Source organism: Arenibacter catalasegens (assembly GCF_002909235.1).
Classification (GTDB): Bacteria; Bacteroidota; Bacteroidia; order Flavobacteriales; family Flavobacteriaceae; genus Arenibacter; species Arenibacter catalasegens.
In genome coordinates this window covers 1-16,803 of the sequence record NZ_PHQQ01000020.1, presented here as the reverse complement: position 1 = coordinate 16,803, position 16,803 = coordinate 1, and the positions used below count along the sequence as shown (strand labels likewise).

Annotated in this window: 16 protein-coding genes; 14 read left to right on the top strand and 2 right to left on the bottom strand. The window is 40.8% G+C overall.

Going from position 1 to position 16,803, the window contains the following annotated elements; translation table 11 throughout:
• Positions 1-118 precede the first annotated feature (118 nt).
• Positions 119-664, top strand: coding sequence for a DUF1697 domain-containing protein (locus CWD90_RS15095; protein WP_103476916.1), 546 nt, complete (start codon positions 119-121; stop codon positions 662-664).
• Here CWD90_RS15095 and CWD90_RS15090 read toward each other — a convergent pair.
• On the bottom strand, positions 661-1,134 hold the full coding sequence (locus CWD90_RS15090; RefSeq protein ID WP_103476915.1) for a TspO/MBR family protein: 474 nt from the start codon (positions 1,132-1,134) through the stop codon (positions 661-663). The genes CWD90_RS15095 and CWD90_RS15090 overlap by 4 nt on opposite strands.
• 94 nt (positions 1,135-1,228) lie before the next feature.
• On the opposite strand from CWD90_RS15090, the gene CWD90_RS15085 reads away from it, so the two are divergent.
• The 13 genes from CWD90_RS15085 to CWD90_RS15025 all read left to right on the top strand — a co-directional run bounded on the left by CWD90_RS15085 (position 1,229) and on the right by CWD90_RS15025 (position 15,007).
• Entirely contained in the window at positions 1,229-2,311 is a 1,083-nt protein-coding gene (locus CWD90_RS15085) for a diphosphomevalonate/mevalonate 3,5-bisphosphate decarboxylase family protein (RefSeq protein ID WP_103476914.1), read from the top strand.
• Between the two features lie 155 nt (positions 2,312-2,466).
• A complete protein-coding gene (locus CWD90_RS15080) occupies positions 2,467-3,405 on the top strand; it encodes a mevalonate kinase family protein (RefSeq protein ID WP_103476913.1) in 939 nt (312 codons plus the stop codon).
• Between the two features lie 11 nt (positions 3,406-3,416).
• Positions 3,417-4,322 (top strand): geranylgeranylglycerol-phosphate geranylgeranyltransferase, encoded by a 906-nt coding sequence (locus CWD90_RS15075; RefSeq protein WP_103476912.1) that lies wholly within the window; start codon positions 3,417-3,419, stop codon positions 4,320-4,322.
• A gap of 74 nt (positions 4,323-4,396) precedes the next feature.
• Positions 4,397-5,239, top strand: a complete 843-nt coding sequence (locus CWD90_RS15070) for a pseudouridine synthase (protein WP_103476911.1) — start codon at positions 4,397-4,399, stop codon at positions 5,237-5,239.
• Between the two features lie 148 nt (positions 5,240-5,387).
• The gene (locus CWD90_RS15065) at positions 5,388-5,606 is read left to right on the top strand and encodes a hypothetical protein (protein ID WP_103476910.1); all 219 of its coding nucleotides are present in this window, start codon (positions 5,388-5,390) and stop codon (positions 5,604-5,606) included.
• A gap of 613 nt (positions 5,607-6,219) precedes the next feature.
• Positions 6,220-6,669, top strand: coding sequence for a GNAT family N-acetyltransferase (locus CWD90_RS15060; RefSeq protein WP_103476909.1), 450 nt, complete (start codon positions 6,220-6,222; stop codon positions 6,667-6,669).
• 5 nt (positions 6,670-6,674) lie between these two features.
• The gene (locus CWD90_RS15055) at positions 6,675-8,087 is read left to right on the top strand and encodes a BNR-4 repeat-containing protein (RefSeq protein WP_103476908.1); all 1,413 of its coding nucleotides are present in this window, start codon (positions 6,675-6,677) and stop codon (positions 8,085-8,087) included.
• Between the two features lie 26 nt (positions 8,088-8,113).
• Complete coding sequence (locus CWD90_RS15050) at positions 8,114-9,088, top strand: NAD(P)-dependent alcohol dehydrogenase (RefSeq protein ID WP_103476907.1); 975 nt, start codon at positions 8,114-8,116, stop codon at positions 9,086-9,088.
• Between the two features lie 12 nt (positions 9,089-9,100).
• Positions 9,101-9,637, top strand: a complete 537-nt coding sequence (locus tag CWD90_RS15045; protein WP_103476906.1) for a Crp/Fnr family transcriptional regulator — start codon at positions 9,101-9,103, stop codon at positions 9,635-9,637.
• Positions 9,638-9,688: 51 nt separating this feature from the next.
• A complete protein-coding gene (locus CWD90_RS15040) occupies positions 9,689-10,255 on the top strand; it encodes a DinB family protein (RefSeq protein WP_192878033.1) in 567 nt (188 codons plus the stop codon).
• Positions 10,256-11,267: 1,012 nt separating this feature from the next.
• Entirely contained in the window at positions 11,268-12,209 is a 942-nt protein-coding gene (locus CWD90_RS15035) for a bestrophin family protein (RefSeq protein ID WP_239986530.1), read from the top strand.
• 115 nt (positions 12,210-12,324) lie between these two features.
• Positions 12,325-12,798, top strand: a complete 474-nt coding sequence (locus CWD90_RS15030; RefSeq protein ID WP_103476904.1) for a (2Fe-2S)-binding protein — start codon at positions 12,325-12,327, stop codon at positions 12,796-12,798.
• 34 nt (positions 12,799-12,832) lie between these two features.
• Entirely contained in the window at positions 12,833-15,007 is a 2,175-nt protein-coding gene (locus CWD90_RS15025; RefSeq protein ID WP_103476903.1) for a xanthine dehydrogenase family protein molybdopterin-binding subunit, read from the top strand.
• 26 nt (positions 15,008-15,033) lie between these two features.
• On the opposite strand, the gene CWD90_RS15020 is transcribed toward CWD90_RS15025, so the two are convergent.
• Positions 15,034-16,020: a metallophosphoesterase family protein gene (locus CWD90_RS15020; protein ID WP_103476902.1), complete on the bottom strand. Its 987-nt coding sequence runs from the start codon at positions 16,018-16,020 to the stop codon at positions 15,034-15,036.
• Between the last annotated feature and the right edge of the window lie 783 nt (positions 16,021-16,803).

Genomic DNA, 16,803 nt, shown 5'->3' with positions numbered 1-16,803 from the left:
AAATAAATACAGCCCAAAAGCAGCGAAGGCAAGTAAGAACTTTGAAAATTAAAAATGGCATTATCGACTTGGCCTATAAATGGTTATTTTTATTGTCTGCTCCTAAGAATGGACTATCATGACAACGTATATTATTTTACTTAGGGGGATCAATGTAAGCGGCCAGAAGAAAATTAAAATGTCCGACTTAAGGACGATGCTCCATAGATTGGATTTCTCGGCGATAAGCACCTATATACAAAGTGGAAATATCGTTTTAAAAAGTGGTACAACTTCGCCTAAGGAGGTATCACAAAAAATAAAAGAGGGCATTTATGCCACTTTCGGCTATGATGTTCCCGTATTGGTAAAGACCATTTTTGAATTAAAAGAAATTATTAAACAAACCCCATTTGAGGAAGACAACGACTTGGAGACCAGAAAATGGTACTATGTGTTGCTACAAGAAGTTCCCAATACCGAATTGGCCTCTAAATTACAACAAGATCAATTTCCCAATGAGCAATTTATAATATCAGGAAAGTGTGTCTATCTCAGCTGTGGTCAAGGCTATGGCAACACCAAATGCAATAATAATTATTTTGAAAAAAAACTTAAGGTATCCGCCACTACAAGAAATTACAGGACTATGTTGAGATTGTTGGAAATGGCAGAAGAAAATTAATTCAACTCCCAGATTTTATAGTTCAGGGCCGTGGCAAAGCACACCCAAAGGAGATAGGGAATTAGTAGATATGCAGCAGTTTTACTTACTACCGTAAACCATTTTATAGTAAAGATCAACAATATCAATAAGGTAAGAATAACGAGCAAGGCTCCAAACGTATTCTTAAATCCAAAGAAAATTATGCTCCAAAGCGCATTGAACAACAACTGTATCCCAAAATGGTATAAGGCCGTTTTTACCCAAATATGGTAAAACCCTTTTGCCCAAACAATACCTGCAGCTACTCCCATCATAATATAGAGTATGGTCCACACAGGGGCAAAAACCCAATTTGGCGGATTAAAACTGGGTTTATTCAATTCCAAATACCAATCATTTACCGAAGATTGCGTTGCAAAACTGGATAAAAACCCAATCATTAGGCACACGGCTACAGAAATGGCGATATAGGTTAGTTGTTTTTTCAAAGGTTGGTTGTTAATGCCCTAAATTAACAATTTATTTTAACAGGATCTACAGCAAAACCCCTTAAAAACTATCTTTGCACAAATTGTTTCCATTATGACCGAAAAAGACTTTATCCCTTCAGGGTATATCATAGACATAACAGAAGGAAAAGTTACTTATAGATCGCCAAGTAATATTGCCTTGGTAAAGTACTGGGGGAAAAAGGAACATCAGATTCCCGCAAACCCATCCATCAGCTTTACGTTGGATACCTGTGCTACCACAACAACCGTCACCTATAAAAAATTGGACAACAAAACTTCCGACTTTTCTTTCGACCTCCTTTTTGAGGGGAAGCCAAAAGAGGATTTCAAACCCAAAATAAATACGTTCTTTAAGAGAACAGTGCCCTATCTGCCCTTCTTAAAAGCCTATCATTTTACCATAGAAACTTCCAATTCCTTTCCCCACAGCAGTGGAATTGCCTCTTCGGCCAGCGGCATGTCTGCCTTGGCATTATGTCTCATGGAGCTGGAAAGGGAATTGAACCCAGATATGGATGCCAATTATTTTAATAAGAAGGCTTCTTTTTTGGCACGCTTGGGCTCTGGAAGTGCCTGCAGGAGTATTGAAGGCGACTTAATACAATGGGGAATGCACAAGGACACTCTGAACAGCTCCGATCTCTATGCCATAAAATTTCCATATAAGGTCCACCCAAATTTTAAGAACTATCAGGATACCATCCTTTTGGTGGACAAAGGAACCAAACAGGTAAGCAGTAGCCTTGGTCATAATTTAATGCACGATCACCCCTTTGCGGAGCAACGGTTCGACCAAGCGCATAAAAATCTGTCCAAGTTAAAATTGATTTTTGAGCAAGGAAATTTATTGGAATTTATTAAAATCGTGGAAAGTGAGGCACTTACGTTGCATGCCATGATGATGACCAGTATGCCTTATTTTATGTTGATAAAACCCAATACGTTGGAAATTATCAATAAAATATGGGCCTTTAGGGCCACTTCCAAAACCCATGTCTGTTTTACATTGGATGCCGGCGCCAATGTACATGTGCTCTATCCTGAAAATGAAAAAGAAAAGGTTTACCAATTTATTAATAATGAGTTGGTTGCATATTGCGAAAACGGGCAGTATATTTGCGATCAAATTGGAAAAGGAGCAGAAAAGCTGTAATTTTAATTTGAATGATGCATAATTAACTTTGATGTGTTGCGTTAATTAATATCGAAGAATTATTAAGGTTATTGGTAAGTATTGTGAAATTAACCAAGCACTATATACCAGTTATTAAAAGTTAATTTTTAATTATTTTTGCTTATCTTAAAGAAATGAAAGGACCATTATTTTACTCTAAAATTCTACTTTTCGGGGAATATGGAATCATTAAAGATTCCAAAGGACTTTCTATACCCTATAATTTCTTTAAAGGGGCATTAAAATCTAAGAATAAAGATTCTGAAGAGGCAAAAAAATCCAATGCTAGCCTCAGGGCCTTTGCTGAATATTTAAAAAACGTACAAAACAAAGATCACAAATTGGTGACCTTTGATCTGGATGCCTTGAATGAGGATGTCGCCAACGGCATGTATTTTGACAGCTCCATTCCCCAAGGATATGGGGTGGGCAGTAGTGGCGCCTTAGTGGCTGCCATCTACGACAAATATGCTATTGAAAAAATCACCGTTTTAGAGAATCTTACCAGGGAAAAATTATTGAAATTGAAGACTATTTTTGGAAAAATGGAATCGTTTTTCCATGGCAAATCTTCAGGACTTGATCCATTAAACAGTTATTTAAGCCTTCCTATCCTTATTAACTCCAAGGATAATATAGAATCTACCAGCATTCCGTCTCAAAATTTGGACGGCAAGGGAGCTGTATTCCTGTTGGACAGTGGAAGTACAGGTGAAACGGCCCCAATGGTACATTTGTTCATGGAGCAAATGAAACATGAAGGATTTCGCGCCATGCTAAAAAATCAGTTTATTAAACATACAGATGCCTGTGTGGAAGATTTTATAAATGGGAACGTAAAATCCCTGTTCGGGAATTTAAAACAGTTGTCCCATGTAGTCTTGGATAATTTTAAGCCTATGATACCCGTGGAATTCCATAAACTATGGAAACAGGGAATAGACACCAATGACTATTATTTAAAACTTTGCGGTTCTGGTGGCGGAGGTTATATTTTAGGATTTACAGAAGACATCAATAAGGCAAAAAAAGCCCTAAAAGGCTATAATTTGGAAGTGGTTTATAACTTCTAAACACCACCCCTATGCTTAGTAGAAGAAACAAGCTCTTGCTATTAAAGTTCCTGAGCCTGTTTTCTGTGGTCAGAGGATACAATATTCTGATGATCATTTTGGCCCAGTACTTGGCCTCCATTTATATTTTAGCACCCCATTTACCCCTTAGAAAAGTTGTTTTTGATGGCAACCTCTTTGTTATAGTACTCAGCTCTGCTTTGGTCATCGCAGCCGGATATATCATCAATAATTTCTATGATGCGGAAAAAGACCTTATCAATAAACCTAGAAAGAGCATGTTGGACCGTTTGGTAAGTCAGCGCACCAAACTTAGCACCTATTTCTTATTAAATTTTCTTTCGGTTTTCTTTGCTAGTTACGTCTCTTTTAAAGCTGTAGTCTTCTTTTCTGCCTACATTTTCGGCATTTGGTTATATTCCCACAAGTTGAAGAGAGTACCTTTTTTGGGGAATTTTGTTTCTGCAACATTGGCCATTGCTCCATTTTTTGCGGTTTTTGTGTATTACAAAAATTTTGACCCTGTCATATTCGTGCATGCCCTATTTCTTTTCCTATTAATTTTGGCCCGGGAAATGATTAAAGACTTAGAAAACATGGCCGGGGATATGGCCCAAAACTATAAGACCATCCCCATATTGTACGGAGCAAAATTTTCCAAGACCTGTATCTCTATTCTAATTGGCCTAACATTGCTTCCCTCCTTTCTCTTGATCGAATATTTTGATGTAGGCTATATGTACCTCTATTTTATAGGTTGTATTTTTTTACTTTTGGGATTTTTGGTCCTTTTGGTAAAATCGAACAGCAAAAAACACTATGTATGGCTACATAATATTCTTAAATTGATCATCATTTTAGGCGTATTTAGTATATTATTGATCAATGTTGATCTGGTATTGAATAGAATTCTCTAAGAATCACTAATTCCCACTTCATTAGGTTATACATATGATTTCCTTTGCTACCTTTGCAACAAATTAAAGTACATATGGGTAGGTCAGATTCTAATAACGACAAAAAGGCATCAGGTAGGCAAGGAGGCACTTTTAGAAAAAAAAGTTATGCCAGGGGCAACGCGCCGGTAAGAAAGAAAGCGGAAGCACAGCCACCATCCGACCCCAATGTAATGCGTCTAAATCGTTATGTAGCCAACTCAGGAGTTTGTTCACGTAGGGATGCCGATATTTATATCTCTGCAGGAAACATAACCGTTAACGGCAAGCCTATTACCGAAATGGGCTACAAAGTAAAACTTACCGATGAAGTAAAATTTGATGGCCGCTTATTGAATCCAGAGAAAAAAGAGTACGTAATTTTAAATAAGCCCAAAGACTTTGTTACCACTCCCAAGGATGAGCATGGAAGAAGAACCGTGGCCTCCCTTATTTCAAGTGCTTCCAAATCCAAACTTACCGTTGTAGGTAAAATGGACAAGAGTACCACAGGACTTTTGTTGTTTACCAATGATGGGGAAATGACGAAGCGACTTACAAAACCAAAAAACGGACTTCGAAAAATATATCACGTAGAGCTTAACAAAAACCTTAGGGGCGAAGACCTCCTAAAAATCAAGGAAGGCATTTCTATAGAAGATAGTGTGGTTAGGGTAGATGATATTAGTTTTATTGAAAATGCCCCTAAACGGGAAATCGGAATAGAATTAAAGAGTACCAGGAACAAAATTGTACGCCGTATTTTTGAAGAATTGGAATACGAGGTCGTAAAATTGGACAGGGTGGTTTATGCCGGACTCACCAAAAAAGACCTGCCGCGTGGACACTGGAGACATCTTACCGAACAGGAAGTCATTAATTTAGGGATGATCAAATAGCGCCTATTGCCTATTTCATTACCACCATTATTCATTTTCTCATATTGGTAGCAAATTCCATATCACCCAGTTAGAAACTGCATTTTGTTGTTAACATTATTATTAATTTCGTGGAATTTTGTTGATATTTAACAATAAATAACCAACTATGAATACTAAAAAAGTAATAGGAATCCTTCTAATAATTGGTGGCCTAGCCCTTGGGTATGTAGGTTTAAATAAAATAGATAATAGCGGAGCCTCTGTAAAAGTGTTGGATATAGAACTCGATGTTTCAGATAAAGGGAGCAAACAACAGGGATATATCTATTTAGGATTAGGTATACTTTTGGTTGCTGGGGGTGTCTATACTGTAAATAAGAAATAGCACTTTTAAATCATTATATCAGATAATTAATGTTCAGAGTGCCATACTAGATCCTGCACGGTAATTGAAACAGATACCTTTGCTATTTGTAAAGGGACATCGAATTTGTTATCAGAATAGTTTATCTAGAAAAAATAACCACAATATTTTCCGCACCTTACCCGCTATGAAAGCCTAACACCGCCAGATAGGCGCAGCGCAGAAATCTGTTTTTTATAGTAGAAGTGCTTCGTTACGTTTGCTCCTCACCTGCCCGTTGTAGTCACCTCGACAGAGTCCCTTTTTCTGGGATTCCCGATACCTATCGGGAGAGAAGTCGCACACCATTGGCCACTGCTTAAAGGTCTCGACTGCGCTCGACCTGACATTTTCTCGTCATTGCCGCAATCTGTTTACTGATTACTGCTCACTGCCAACTGCTGCTTACTATTCACCATCTACTTCTCAAACCAATTTTATTTCGTTTCACTCTATAAAATCACTCGAAGTGACGGACATAGGATTTTCAACCTTCAACATTGAACCTTGATCCACGAACGAGAAACAAAGAATTGCTATATTAGATATCTCATTTGGAACTATATTCATCTGTTAATCTGTCCTCATTAAACCCGTGATCAAAAAAATAGCCCATTCCAAGATTTCCAATGCTGAAAAAATTCACGCGCTTTTCCAAGTATCCTATCGCATCGAGGCTGCATTACTGGGCGTTACTGATTTTCCCCCATTAAGAAGGACTCTTTCCAATATACAAAATAGCAACACCCAATTTTTTGGTTTGTGGAAAAAGGATGTTTTGGCCGCTGCAGCTGAAATAGACCAACTTAAAAACACACTCGATGTTTGCAGCCTTGTAGTACATCCAAAATATTTTAGGCAGGGAATTGCCCAAAAACTGCTAGTATTCCTAGAAAATTATGACGATTCGAAAACCCTTATTGTAGAAACCGGTTGGGCCAATGCACCGGCCATAGCCCTGTATAAAAAGTTTGGGTTTCATGAGAAAAGGGAATATATCAGTGAGAGAGGCATCAAAAAAATAAGTTTTAGTAAATCGAAATAAGAAAAATGAAAAGCAACATCACTAGAAGAAATCTCAAATTATTAGTAGTAGTTTTTACTGTTTTTTGTGTTGGACATGCCTTCTGCCAAAGCTTGACCAATACAAAAGTTAATGGTTACAGAGGTATTTGGTTCGAACTGAATCAGAAGTACGAATATGGGGACAAATACTCAGGAGCGCTGGGAACCTACACCGCAAAACACGTTCCCCTAGCCATATATGCCCCCGAAGTTGAAAAAACTTTTTTTGTATACGGAGGAACACCCTCTGAAGACAAACGTTACCTGCTATGTATGATCGGGGAGTTCGACCATAAAACGGAAATGGTTTCACAACCCACCGTGGTATATGATAAAAATGGGGTAGACGACCCACATGACAACCCCTCCATTTTGATCGATGCCTCTGGCTATATTTGGGTATTTATAAGTGGGCGGGGCGCTCAAAGACCAGGCTATAAATACAAAAGCAAAATGCCATATTCCACAAAAGAATTTGTGCAGATTACGGAAGAGGAAATGACCTACCCACAACCTAGGTATACCGATTTTGGGTTCTTTCAATTTTTTACAAAATACACAGGCGTACGCCAACTTTATTTTGAAACCAGTAAGGACGGTATCTCTTGGACCGATGATAAATTACTCGCCGCCATCCCTGAAAAGGAGGGTGAAAAATCAGGTCATTATCAGACCAGCGACTTATATAACGGCAAGGTGTTAGGAACGTTTCTTAACCGACATCCCAACGGCAACGTGGATAAACGAACAGATTTATACTATATACAATCGGCCGACTTTGGAGCCACTTGGACCACTGTAAACGGCATAAATACACCGGTACCTCTTGTGGACCTAGCCAGTCCCGCCAGAGTGATGGATTATGCCTCTCAAAATAAAAACCTGTATTTAAAAGATATGGGCTTTACAGCGGAAGGGCATCCCGCCTGTCTATATATTAGAAGTAATGGCCACGAACCCGGTCCTAAAAGCGCCCCTTACGAATGGTGCATTACCAAATGGAACGGCACGGAATGGCAAACCACTGTGGTAACCACCTCGGACCATAATTATGATATGGGAAGCCTTTTTATTGGAGAAGACGATTGGAAAATTGTTGGGCCTACGGAAAAAGGACCTCAAGAATGGGGCGTTGGTGGTGAACTGGCCATCTGGCAATCCAAGGATAAAGGAGAAACCTGGAAAAAGATAAAAACCATAACGGAGCATAGTCCTTTAAGTCATTCTTATGTGCGACGGCCTGTAAATTATAAAGCCCCGTTTTCTTTTTTCTGGGCCGATGGAGATTCGCACCAGCTTAGTAAATCCGAATTGTATTTTGGAAATTTCAAGGGTGAAATCTGGAAAATGCCCTATACTATGACCGAAGATTTTGAAAAACCCATTAAAATCAAATGATTAAATTAGGACATCAATAGAACCAAATGAAAGTTATTAAATGTAAAAAATATGGCTCGCCTGAAAAGGGGGTTAGGGTAGAAGAAGCCGCAATACCCTCCCCAAAGGACAAGGAGGTGCTGATAAAGATCCATGCTACTACCGTAAACGACTACGACTGGAGTCTCGCCTCGGGCAAACCCTATTTGTACCGATTAATGTTCGGACTTTTTAAACCTAAAGATGGCCTTTTGGGAATGGAATTATCGGGTACCGTTGCAGCCGTCGGGGCAAATGCCACGAAATTTAAAATCGGGGATGCGGTCATGGGCGACACCTCTAATTACGGCTTTGGCACCTTTGCAGAATATATCAGTATTAACGAAAATGCGGTTATCCAAAAACCCCAAGCCCTAAGTTTTGAGGAAGCAGCATCCATTCCGCATGCCTCCTGTCTAGCTTTACAGGCATTGCGGGACATAGGGCACATAAAAGACGGACAAAAAATTTTGATCAACGGTGGCGGTGGCGGTGTGGGAACCATTGGACTACAGTTGGCCAAACTTCATAACTGTGAAGTAACAGGAGTAGATGCCCAAGAAAAACTGGCCATGATGACAACCATTGGTTATGATCAGGTGATCGACTATAAAAAGGTGAATTTCACCAAGGCCGGGGAACGGTACGACCTTATCCTAGACTGTAAGTCCAACAAAGCTTCACTTTCCTATCTCAAAGCCTTAAACCCCAATGGACGTTATGTAAGTATAGGCGGCAAGCCTTTCAATCTAATTGGATTGTTGCTGTGGGGCAAACTTGTACCCCTGTTCAGTACTAAAAGTTTAAAAATACTTGCCCTAAAATCAAATATTGGGTTGGATTATATCTGTGACCTGATAGCTCAGCAGAAGATCAAATGCCAGATAGATGGCCCATATCCCCTAGAAGATGCGGGGCGATTGATCCAGTACTTTGGTGAGGGAAAACATAAAGGGAAAATTGTTATTAGCATTAAAGCCTAATCACTTAGAAAAATGAATCCCATTACCCACCTAAAGGAACAAATAGACAGGGAAGGCTTATGGAGTACAGAACTGGAACTGGGTAGGAACGAATATGTAAAGGTCCAGGGAAGCTTGGACACTAACCTCTACTGGGTGGTAGAGGGCAGTTTAAGAATTTTTGTGGTGGAGGAAAATGAGGAACACACCATAAGATTTGGCTATAAGGACAATTTTATAGCGGCGTTGGATTCTTTTCTAAATGAAGCGCCTTCCGATTTATATATACAGGCACTAAAAAAAACCAACCTTAAAGTCATTGGCAAGTCGGTCTTTACCAATTATATTAGATCCTCCCCCGAAAATCTGGAAACATGGCAACTTATTTTGGAGCAGTTAGTATTGCAACAGATGGAACGGGAACGGGATATTTTAACCGTGTCTCCCTTGGATAGGTATAAAAGAGTCCTAAAGCGCAGTCCCCAACTCTTTCAGGAAATACCACATAAATACATAGCTTCCTATTTAAGGATGACCCCTGAAACACTTTCAAGGATCAAAAAATCTTAATTCAAATCAATGTTTTAATCGTTCAAAGCAGCCAATTTTGTAGTAAAAACAATGGAAATAGCATCTAAGGACTTATTGGAGGATTTGTTGGAGCGCAGCCAGGAATATAAAGCCAAGGCCGAACAATTTAAAACCCTACCTTTGGAAACCTTAAACTGGAAAGCCTCTCCTGAAAGCTGGAGTATTTTGGAATGTTTGGAACATTTAAACCGATATGGGGATTTTTATATTCCTGAAATTGAAAAGCGGCTGATAGCATCCCGACACCGGCCTGCGGAAAAATTTAAAAGCGGCTGGTTGGGCAACTATTTTGCCAACACTATGCTTCCCAAGGAAAAGTTGAACAAGATGAAAACCTTTAGCTCCATGAATCCCATAGGCAGTTCTCTGGATAAGACGGTACTCATCAAATTTATTGCCCAACAACAGGACTTGATAAATGTCTTGAAACTTGCCTCACGGGCAGATCTTGTTAAAACCAAAACGGCCATCTCCATTTCCAAATGGGTCAAACTCAGATTGGGAGATACGTTCAGAGTGGTCGTCTATCACAATCAAAGACACCTCATTCAGGCGGAAAGGGTCTTGAAGGAGGCTGGTAGCAGGTCATTTGATTAGAAAGAAAGAATCGAGGTATCACCCTATAGGTCTCGACTGCGCTCGACCTGACATTTTACCGTCATTGTGAGGGGTTTTTGACGACGAAGCAATCTCTATATTAAAGAAACAGATTGCAACGCTGCGCCAACCTAAAGGCTGGGCAGGCTCACTTTATCTGGGAATTATATAGATATCATTGAAAAGGGTTTAGCACGAGCGTGACGCTCGCCAGAGGAAGGACTTCTCAATCGTCCTGAAATTAGGCTCATGTCGAAGTGACTGCTATGTCCACTTTTCACTGTAAACTAAACACTGACTTCTGTTCACTAATTACAGTTCACTGCACTTCCTTTATTGTTTATTGGTAATTGTTCATTGTCAAAAATCTTGGGCTTTCAGAACCCTCCGTCTTCGCTTATGGCGAAGCCACCTCCCTTTGGCAAAAGGGAGGAGCTTTTACTCACCTCTTTACAAAATTACTTATCGTTATCCCGAATTAGGCAGTAGCGCGGCAATCTGTTTTTTGAGTGAATAGATCGCTTCGTTGCCATAGCGCCTCGTAATTACCTAATTAGTCACTTCGACAGAGTCCTTTTTCTGGGACTCCCGACACCTATCGGGAGAGAAGTCGCACACCATTGGTCTCTCTTTATAAGTCTCGACTCCGCCGGTCTACCACCATGCAGCAATACGTCATTGCGAGTGTAGCGCGGCAATCTGATTTTTGAATATTTCGACTTTCCACCTTCGACATTATTCACTGATTACTCATTACTGACCCCTGTTAACTTATAACTGTTTACTGATATAACCACCCCAATAAAAAATGGATTTGCTATATTTAGGGGTAGTGTACTACAACCTATGCACTACAATTGACCACTATTTATAACAGAACCAATACCCATAACCACCTATGTACACAGGAAAAGTTTATCGAATACTTACTATGGCAAAATGGACACGGTTTGAAACCCTATGGTTCATTTTCATTATTGTTTTATGGGTTCTAAGCTATTATTTTCTAAATATGGATTGGTTTAGAATTCCATGGACACCAATGGCCTTGATCGGTACAGCTGTGGCCTTTGTCATCGGATTTCAAAATAATGCCGTATATGACCGTATATGGGAAGCTAGAAAAATTTGGGGCGGAATTGTCAACACCTCCCGCACCTTTGGTGTATTTGCTCAAGACATGCTCTCCAATGAGCATGCTAAGGAGACTATATCAGAAGAAACTATCCAAGCAGAGGTGAAAGTGCTCACCTACCGGCATATTGCGTGGATGACGGCATTAAGACATGCCATGCGGCAGCCAAAGCCATGGGAAACTACCAGCAATAATAAAACAAATCGCGAATGGGGCGTACAGCCACCGGAAAAGAAATCCTCCCTGGAAGAGGATTTACAACCGTATTTGTCCGCAACCGATATGGAGTATGTCATGAACAAGGATAATCATCAGACCGCCATTTTATATTTACAATCCCATCACCTAAAAAAACTTAAGGAAAACGGTATACTTTGGGAGTTCTCTTTTCTTGAACTGGAAGGACTTGTCCAAGAACTTTTAACCGTTCAAGGGCAAACGGAACGCATCAAGAATTTTCCATATCCCAGACAATATGCTTCCCTCAACCATTATTTTATGTGGCTTTTATTACTCCTTCTACCTATGGCATTGGTTCCTCAATTCGTTGAAATAGGACAGGGATTCGCAGATAAACACTCCTTATTGGGCGACTTATTTATATTGTTCTCTATCCCCGTTTATACTGCTGTGGCCTGGATGTTCCATACCATGGAAAGAATCGGCCGTACGGGAGAAAATCCGTTTGAGGGCACTGCCAATGACGTTCCCATTTCTACCATTGCACGAGGAATTGAAATAGACCTAAGGCAAAACCTTGGGGAAAACAGGGAGGACATTCCCTTGCAATTTCCTGCCGAGCACGGGGTTCAATTTTAAGGTTTAGGGTCAATTAAACAACCTCCAACCCCATCCAAGGCTCCCTTGAAATTACGTCTATTTAACAGTTGCCAATTTCTTTTTTTTGTACCTTATACGTTAATCTTTCCTTAATATGGCGAATTTCACCTTGGATATAAATAATAAAATGCATGAGGTTGAAGTTGCCAGCGGCACTTCCCTACTCTGGGTGCTTCGGGAACATTTAGGGCTTACGGGTACCAAATACGGCTGTGGCATTGCTCAATGCGGGGCTTGTACCATCCATATCAATAGTAAACCCATGAAGGCCTGCATGTTACAGGTAGACGATTTTGTGGGCGGACAAAAAATAAAGACCATAGAAGGTTTGTCGGAAAAAGGGGACCATCCCGTGCAAAAGGCATGGATAGAAGCACAAGCTCCCCAGTGTGGCTATTGCCATTCCGGGCAAATAATGCAAGCGGTTGCCCTTTTGGAAGAAAACCCAAATCCTACAACCGAAGAAATAAAATTGCATATGAACGGCATCCTATGCCGCTGCGGTACTTATCTGCGAATTTTAAAAGCCATTAAGTTGGCATCTGAAAGCAAAGTTCCACAAACTTGATCTAGGCCCATAATTAATATAAATACCCAATGTGATGTCTACAGCGCCAAATAGTGTAAATCGTAGGGAATTCCTAAAAACTTCCAGTGGAGTGGCCCTTTTCATAGGCGTGTCCGGTATTCTACCCTACATGATTTCCTGCAAGGATACACAAGGAATTAAGGAACAACTACAAAAACATCCACTTACAGCATGGGTACGAATAACTGAAGATGGTGAAATCACCATTTATAATCCGGCTGCAGAAATGGGACAGGGATCTATGACCGCCTTGCCCTTAATATTTGCAGAGGAAATGGATGCAGACTGGTCCAGGGTAAAGGTGGAATTTTCACCACAAGAAGTAGCCATTTATGGATCAGAAGGATGGGCTCCGGGCAGTAAGCTTATGTTTACTGTGGGCAGCCGGTCTACCAATAGTTACTATCCGGTTATGAGAAAGGCAGGTGCACAGGCCCGATATGTCCTATTGAACAGTGCGGCCAAACATTGGGAGGTCCCCATTTCCGAATTATCAGCGAAGAATAGTTTTGTTACTCATGCGGCAACGAATAGAAAAATAAGCTTTGGGGAATTGGTGCCTGTTTTGGCAATGCCCGAGACCATTCCCGATTTCACCTCTGAGCAATTAAAACCTCCAAAAGACTTCCAACTCATAGGCAATACCATCCCACGTTCCGAAATTCCTGCCAAGGTTGATGGCACAGCACAGTTTGCCATAGACATTAGGCTACCCAATATGGTCTATGGAGTTTTGGAAAGGGGAAACCTACACGGTGCCAAACCTACCTTGACCAATGAAGCGGAAATTCTGGCAATGGATGGAATACTCACAATAATCCCCTTCGATTATGCTATCGGGTTAATTGCCAAGACACTGGAACTGGCGCTACAGGGGAAAAAACGATTAATAATTAAATGGGGAGATACCCAGGCAATGGGTTACAATTCACAAGAGATCTATCCTACCTATGAGAAAATTTCCAAGCAGAAAAAAAAAGGTAAAGTTATTCAGGAAATAGGGGATGTAGATGCCGCCATGAAATCGGCGAGCAAAACCTATGAGGCCTATTTTAAGAACGATTACGTATACCATGCCCAAATGGAACCCCTAAATGCCGTGGTTCAGGTCTCGGAAGATTTAAAAAACGCCGAAGTATGGGTGGGTAGCCAGCAGGGGTTCGACCCAAAATTGGGTGTCCCCGACCTCTTGGAAATACCTCCAGAAAATGTAACTATTCATTTGCAATATTTAGGTGGAGGGTTCGGCAGAAGAAGTATGAACGATTATATTATTGAAGCTGCCATGCTGGCCAAAGAAATGGCACCGCTGCCCGTTAAATTAATATGGACCAGGGAAGACGATATGGGCTATGGCACTTTCCGACCCTTATCCCTACAACGGTTAAAGGCTACTGTGGATAAAAATGGATCAATCACCGGACTCTCCCATTGTGTTGTAGGGGATGGCGGAAATCTTGTGGCCAGTGGGTCCAGGAATGACCATTATGATATTCCCAATCAATTTGTGGAATGGCGCGAGGCGTGGCACGGGATTCGATTAAAACATTGGCGCGCGGTAGGCCATGGCCCAAATAAGTTTGCCATAGAATCAATGCTGGATGAAATAGCCTTGGGCCAGGGTATGGACCCCATAGCCCTTAGAAGAAAATTAATGAGCAAGGCACCACGGGCGTTGGCCACTTTAGAACAGGCCGCTAAAATGTCGGGCTGGGACAAACCTTCCTTGGCAGATAGGGCCAAAGGAGTAGCCTTCGTAGAACACGGGTCTTTGGGTACGGGAATCTGTGAGATTTCGGTAGACCGAAGTTCAGGAAAGATCAAGGTGCATCATTTTTGGGTGGCTTTGGATGCCGGAGTCATTGTACAACCGGACAATGTAAAGGCCCAAATGGAAGGAGGCTTAATAATGGGGATGAGCAGTGTGCTGCAAGAGCAGATTACTATTGTGGACGGCAAGGTACAACAGTCAAATTTTCATGATTATCACTTACTCCGGATGCAGGACATCCCTGAGAGTATTGAAACCGAATTTATTGTGTCTTCCGAAAGGCCAGAGGGCGTGGGCGAAACGGCAACACCTATGGTGGCATGTGCCATTGCCAATGCTTTTTTACGATTAACGGGCAAACGCCTACGGCACCTACCATTTACCCCAGATCGAGTGTTGGAAGTATTGAATAGCTAAGGCCAAGCTCATAAAAACATGATGGTCTATTCTATAAAAGAATCCGGCCATGAACAGGGGTAGACTTTTTTGCCGTTTACCTCTCGAATCCAAGTATCAAAACTACGTTCTCCCTCTTTCAAAACAATTATTCTTGCCCCTTCTATAGGCGCTTTGTTATAGGTTTTAGTTTTGGTAACCCTACCATAAGCCAAGGCCATATTGTAATGCACCCCTATATAATCGTTATTGTGATCATGGCCCACAAAAGTGCCCATCACATCCTTGCCTTCCAGCATGGCCGCAAACATACCCGTATTAATTTCCGGTCCACATTCCTGTTCTTTTCGTTTCCCTATGGCTTTTACTTTTTTGTTCTTCCATGCCTGGTAATACTCAGGTAACGGAATATGAAAAAAGGCAATGGCAGGCAGGGGTTCGTTATTATTTAGTTGGGTAAATTCCTTGCTTTTTTCCTTGTACCAGCTTACTTGACTATTATCAAACCAACCCCATCCATCTACTTGAGGTTTTAGAGTGCTATAGGCATTGGAATCCATGACGTAAATAAGCGCTTCGTTCTTATTATCGCTACTGCGGACAGGATATACAAAATTGGAGTTACCATAGGTATCCCCCTGGTCATTATTTAAACAGTAATTTAAATTCTGAAGAAAATCTGCCACTTCTTTCCTGGAAAGATCAGCTTGGGAATCATGATTTCCAAGGGTAACGATCCAAGGCATTTTGGCTTCGGTAAAAATAGCCTCAAATTCTTTATAAGTCTTTTCAGGGTTGCCATCAGTAGCAATATCTCCCGTTAAGACTACCAAGTCCGGTTTTTCTATGGCCAATATCTTTTTAATGGTAGTAAAGGCATCCACGTTTTTCCCTTGCTCCACATTAACATGGGTATCCGTAAACTGTACCACTTTAAATTCCTTGTTTCCATTAAAGTGTAACTGGGAAATGTCTTGGGATTGGACTGAGGGGGATAAAACAATTAAAAACAAAAAAATAAATCTGAATTTCATAAGTACTGTAAGTAATAGTGGTTAACAGTTTACAATAATAAGAAAGAAATTCCCTTTGGCACAATGGCAATATTATCTTTTTATTAGTATTGGGTTAGAAACCCAAACTATTTTCCATAAACACTCTTTAGGAGATGCCCTAATGGTATTGCACAACTAGCGATAACCAATTATCACATTGTGTACGACTTCTCTGCTAATAGGTCTCGACTGTGCCCGACCAGACATTTATGGTCATTGCGAGCCTGCCTTGCCGCCAGGCAGGCGTAGCGTGGCAATCTCTTTTTTGAGTGAAGAGATTGCTTCGTCGCCAAAGCTCCTAATAATGACGGATGCAGTCACCTCGACAGAGTCCCTTTTTATGGGACTCCCGATACCTATCGGGAGAGAAGTCGCACATCATTGGTTTCTCTTTATAGGTCTCGACTCCGTCTGCCTACCGCCAGACAAGGGTTGAAATCCCTGACTTTTTACTTTACCTTATCTTTGGTTATTGCCCCATATCTTGGGCTTTCAATCCCCTCCGTCTTCGCTTATGGCGAAGCCACCTCCCTTCGCACTTCGACTCCGCTCAGTACAGGTCTAAAGGGAGGAGCTTTTACTCTCGTCATCAGAAATTAACTGATTGTCATTATGAATGAAGCTTGACATTTTACTTTGTCTATGCCTGAAATACGTTGACCGTTTAAGGTTGTATAAAACTGATCAAAAATGGCAAATTTAGAAGGTTTTAAAAAGAGTTTTGACAAACGATTATCTCGTAATTTTGGTGAGAAGTTTAAA

What these genes read in the sequence shown, in the direction of transcription:
- CWD90_RS15095 (WP_103476916.1), top strand. Translation starts at nt 119, where the DNA reads ATGACAACGTATATTATTTTACTTAGGGGGATCAATGTAAGCGGCCAG.
- CWD90_RS15085 (WP_103476914.1), top strand. Translation starts at nt 1,229, where the DNA reads ATGACCGAAAAAGACTTTATCCCTTCAGGGTATATCATAGACATAACA.
- CWD90_RS15080 (WP_103476913.1), top strand. Translation starts at nt 2,467, where the DNA reads ATGAAAGGACCATTATTTTACTCTAAAATTCTACTTTTCGGGGAATAT.
- CWD90_RS15075 (WP_103476912.1), top strand. Translation starts at nt 3,417, where the DNA reads ATGCTTAGTAGAAGAAACAAGCTCTTGCTATTAAAGTTCCTGAGCCTG.
- CWD90_RS15070 (WP_103476911.1), top strand. Translation starts at nt 4,397, where the DNA reads ATGGGTAGGTCAGATTCTAATAACGACAAAAAGGCATCAGGTAGGCAA.
- CWD90_RS15065 (WP_103476910.1), top strand. Translation starts at nt 5,388, where the DNA reads ATGAATACTAAAAAAGTAATAGGAATCCTTCTAATAATTGGTGGCCTA.
- CWD90_RS15055 (WP_103476908.1), top strand. Translation starts at nt 6,675, where the DNA reads ATGAAAAGCAACATCACTAGAAGAAATCTCAAATTATTAGTAGTAGTT.
- CWD90_RS15050 (WP_103476907.1), top strand. Translation starts at nt 8,114, where the DNA reads ATGAAAGTTATTAAATGTAAAAAATATGGCTCGCCTGAAAAGGGGGTT.
- CWD90_RS15045 (WP_103476906.1), top strand. Translation starts at nt 9,101, where the DNA reads ATGAATCCCATTACCCACCTAAAGGAACAAATAGACAGGGAAGGCTTA.
- CWD90_RS15040 (WP_192878033.1), top strand. Translation starts at nt 9,689, where the DNA reads ATGGAAATAGCATCTAAGGACTTATTGGAGGATTTGTTGGAGCGCAGC.
- CWD90_RS15035 (WP_239986530.1), top strand. Translation starts at nt 11,268, where the DNA reads ATGGATTGGTTTAGAATTCCATGGACACCAATGGCCTTGATCGGTACA.
- CWD90_RS15030 (WP_103476904.1), top strand. Translation starts at nt 12,325, where the DNA reads ATGGCGAATTTCACCTTGGATATAAATAATAAAATGCATGAGGTTGAA.
- CWD90_RS15025 (WP_103476903.1), top strand. Translation starts at nt 12,833, where the DNA reads ATGTCTACAGCGCCAAATAGTGTAAATCGTAGGGAATTCCTAAAAACT.
- CWD90_RS15020 (WP_103476902.1), bottom strand. Translation starts at nt 16,020, where the DNA reads ATGAAATTCAGATTTATTTTTTTGTTTTTAATTGTTTTATCCCCCTCA.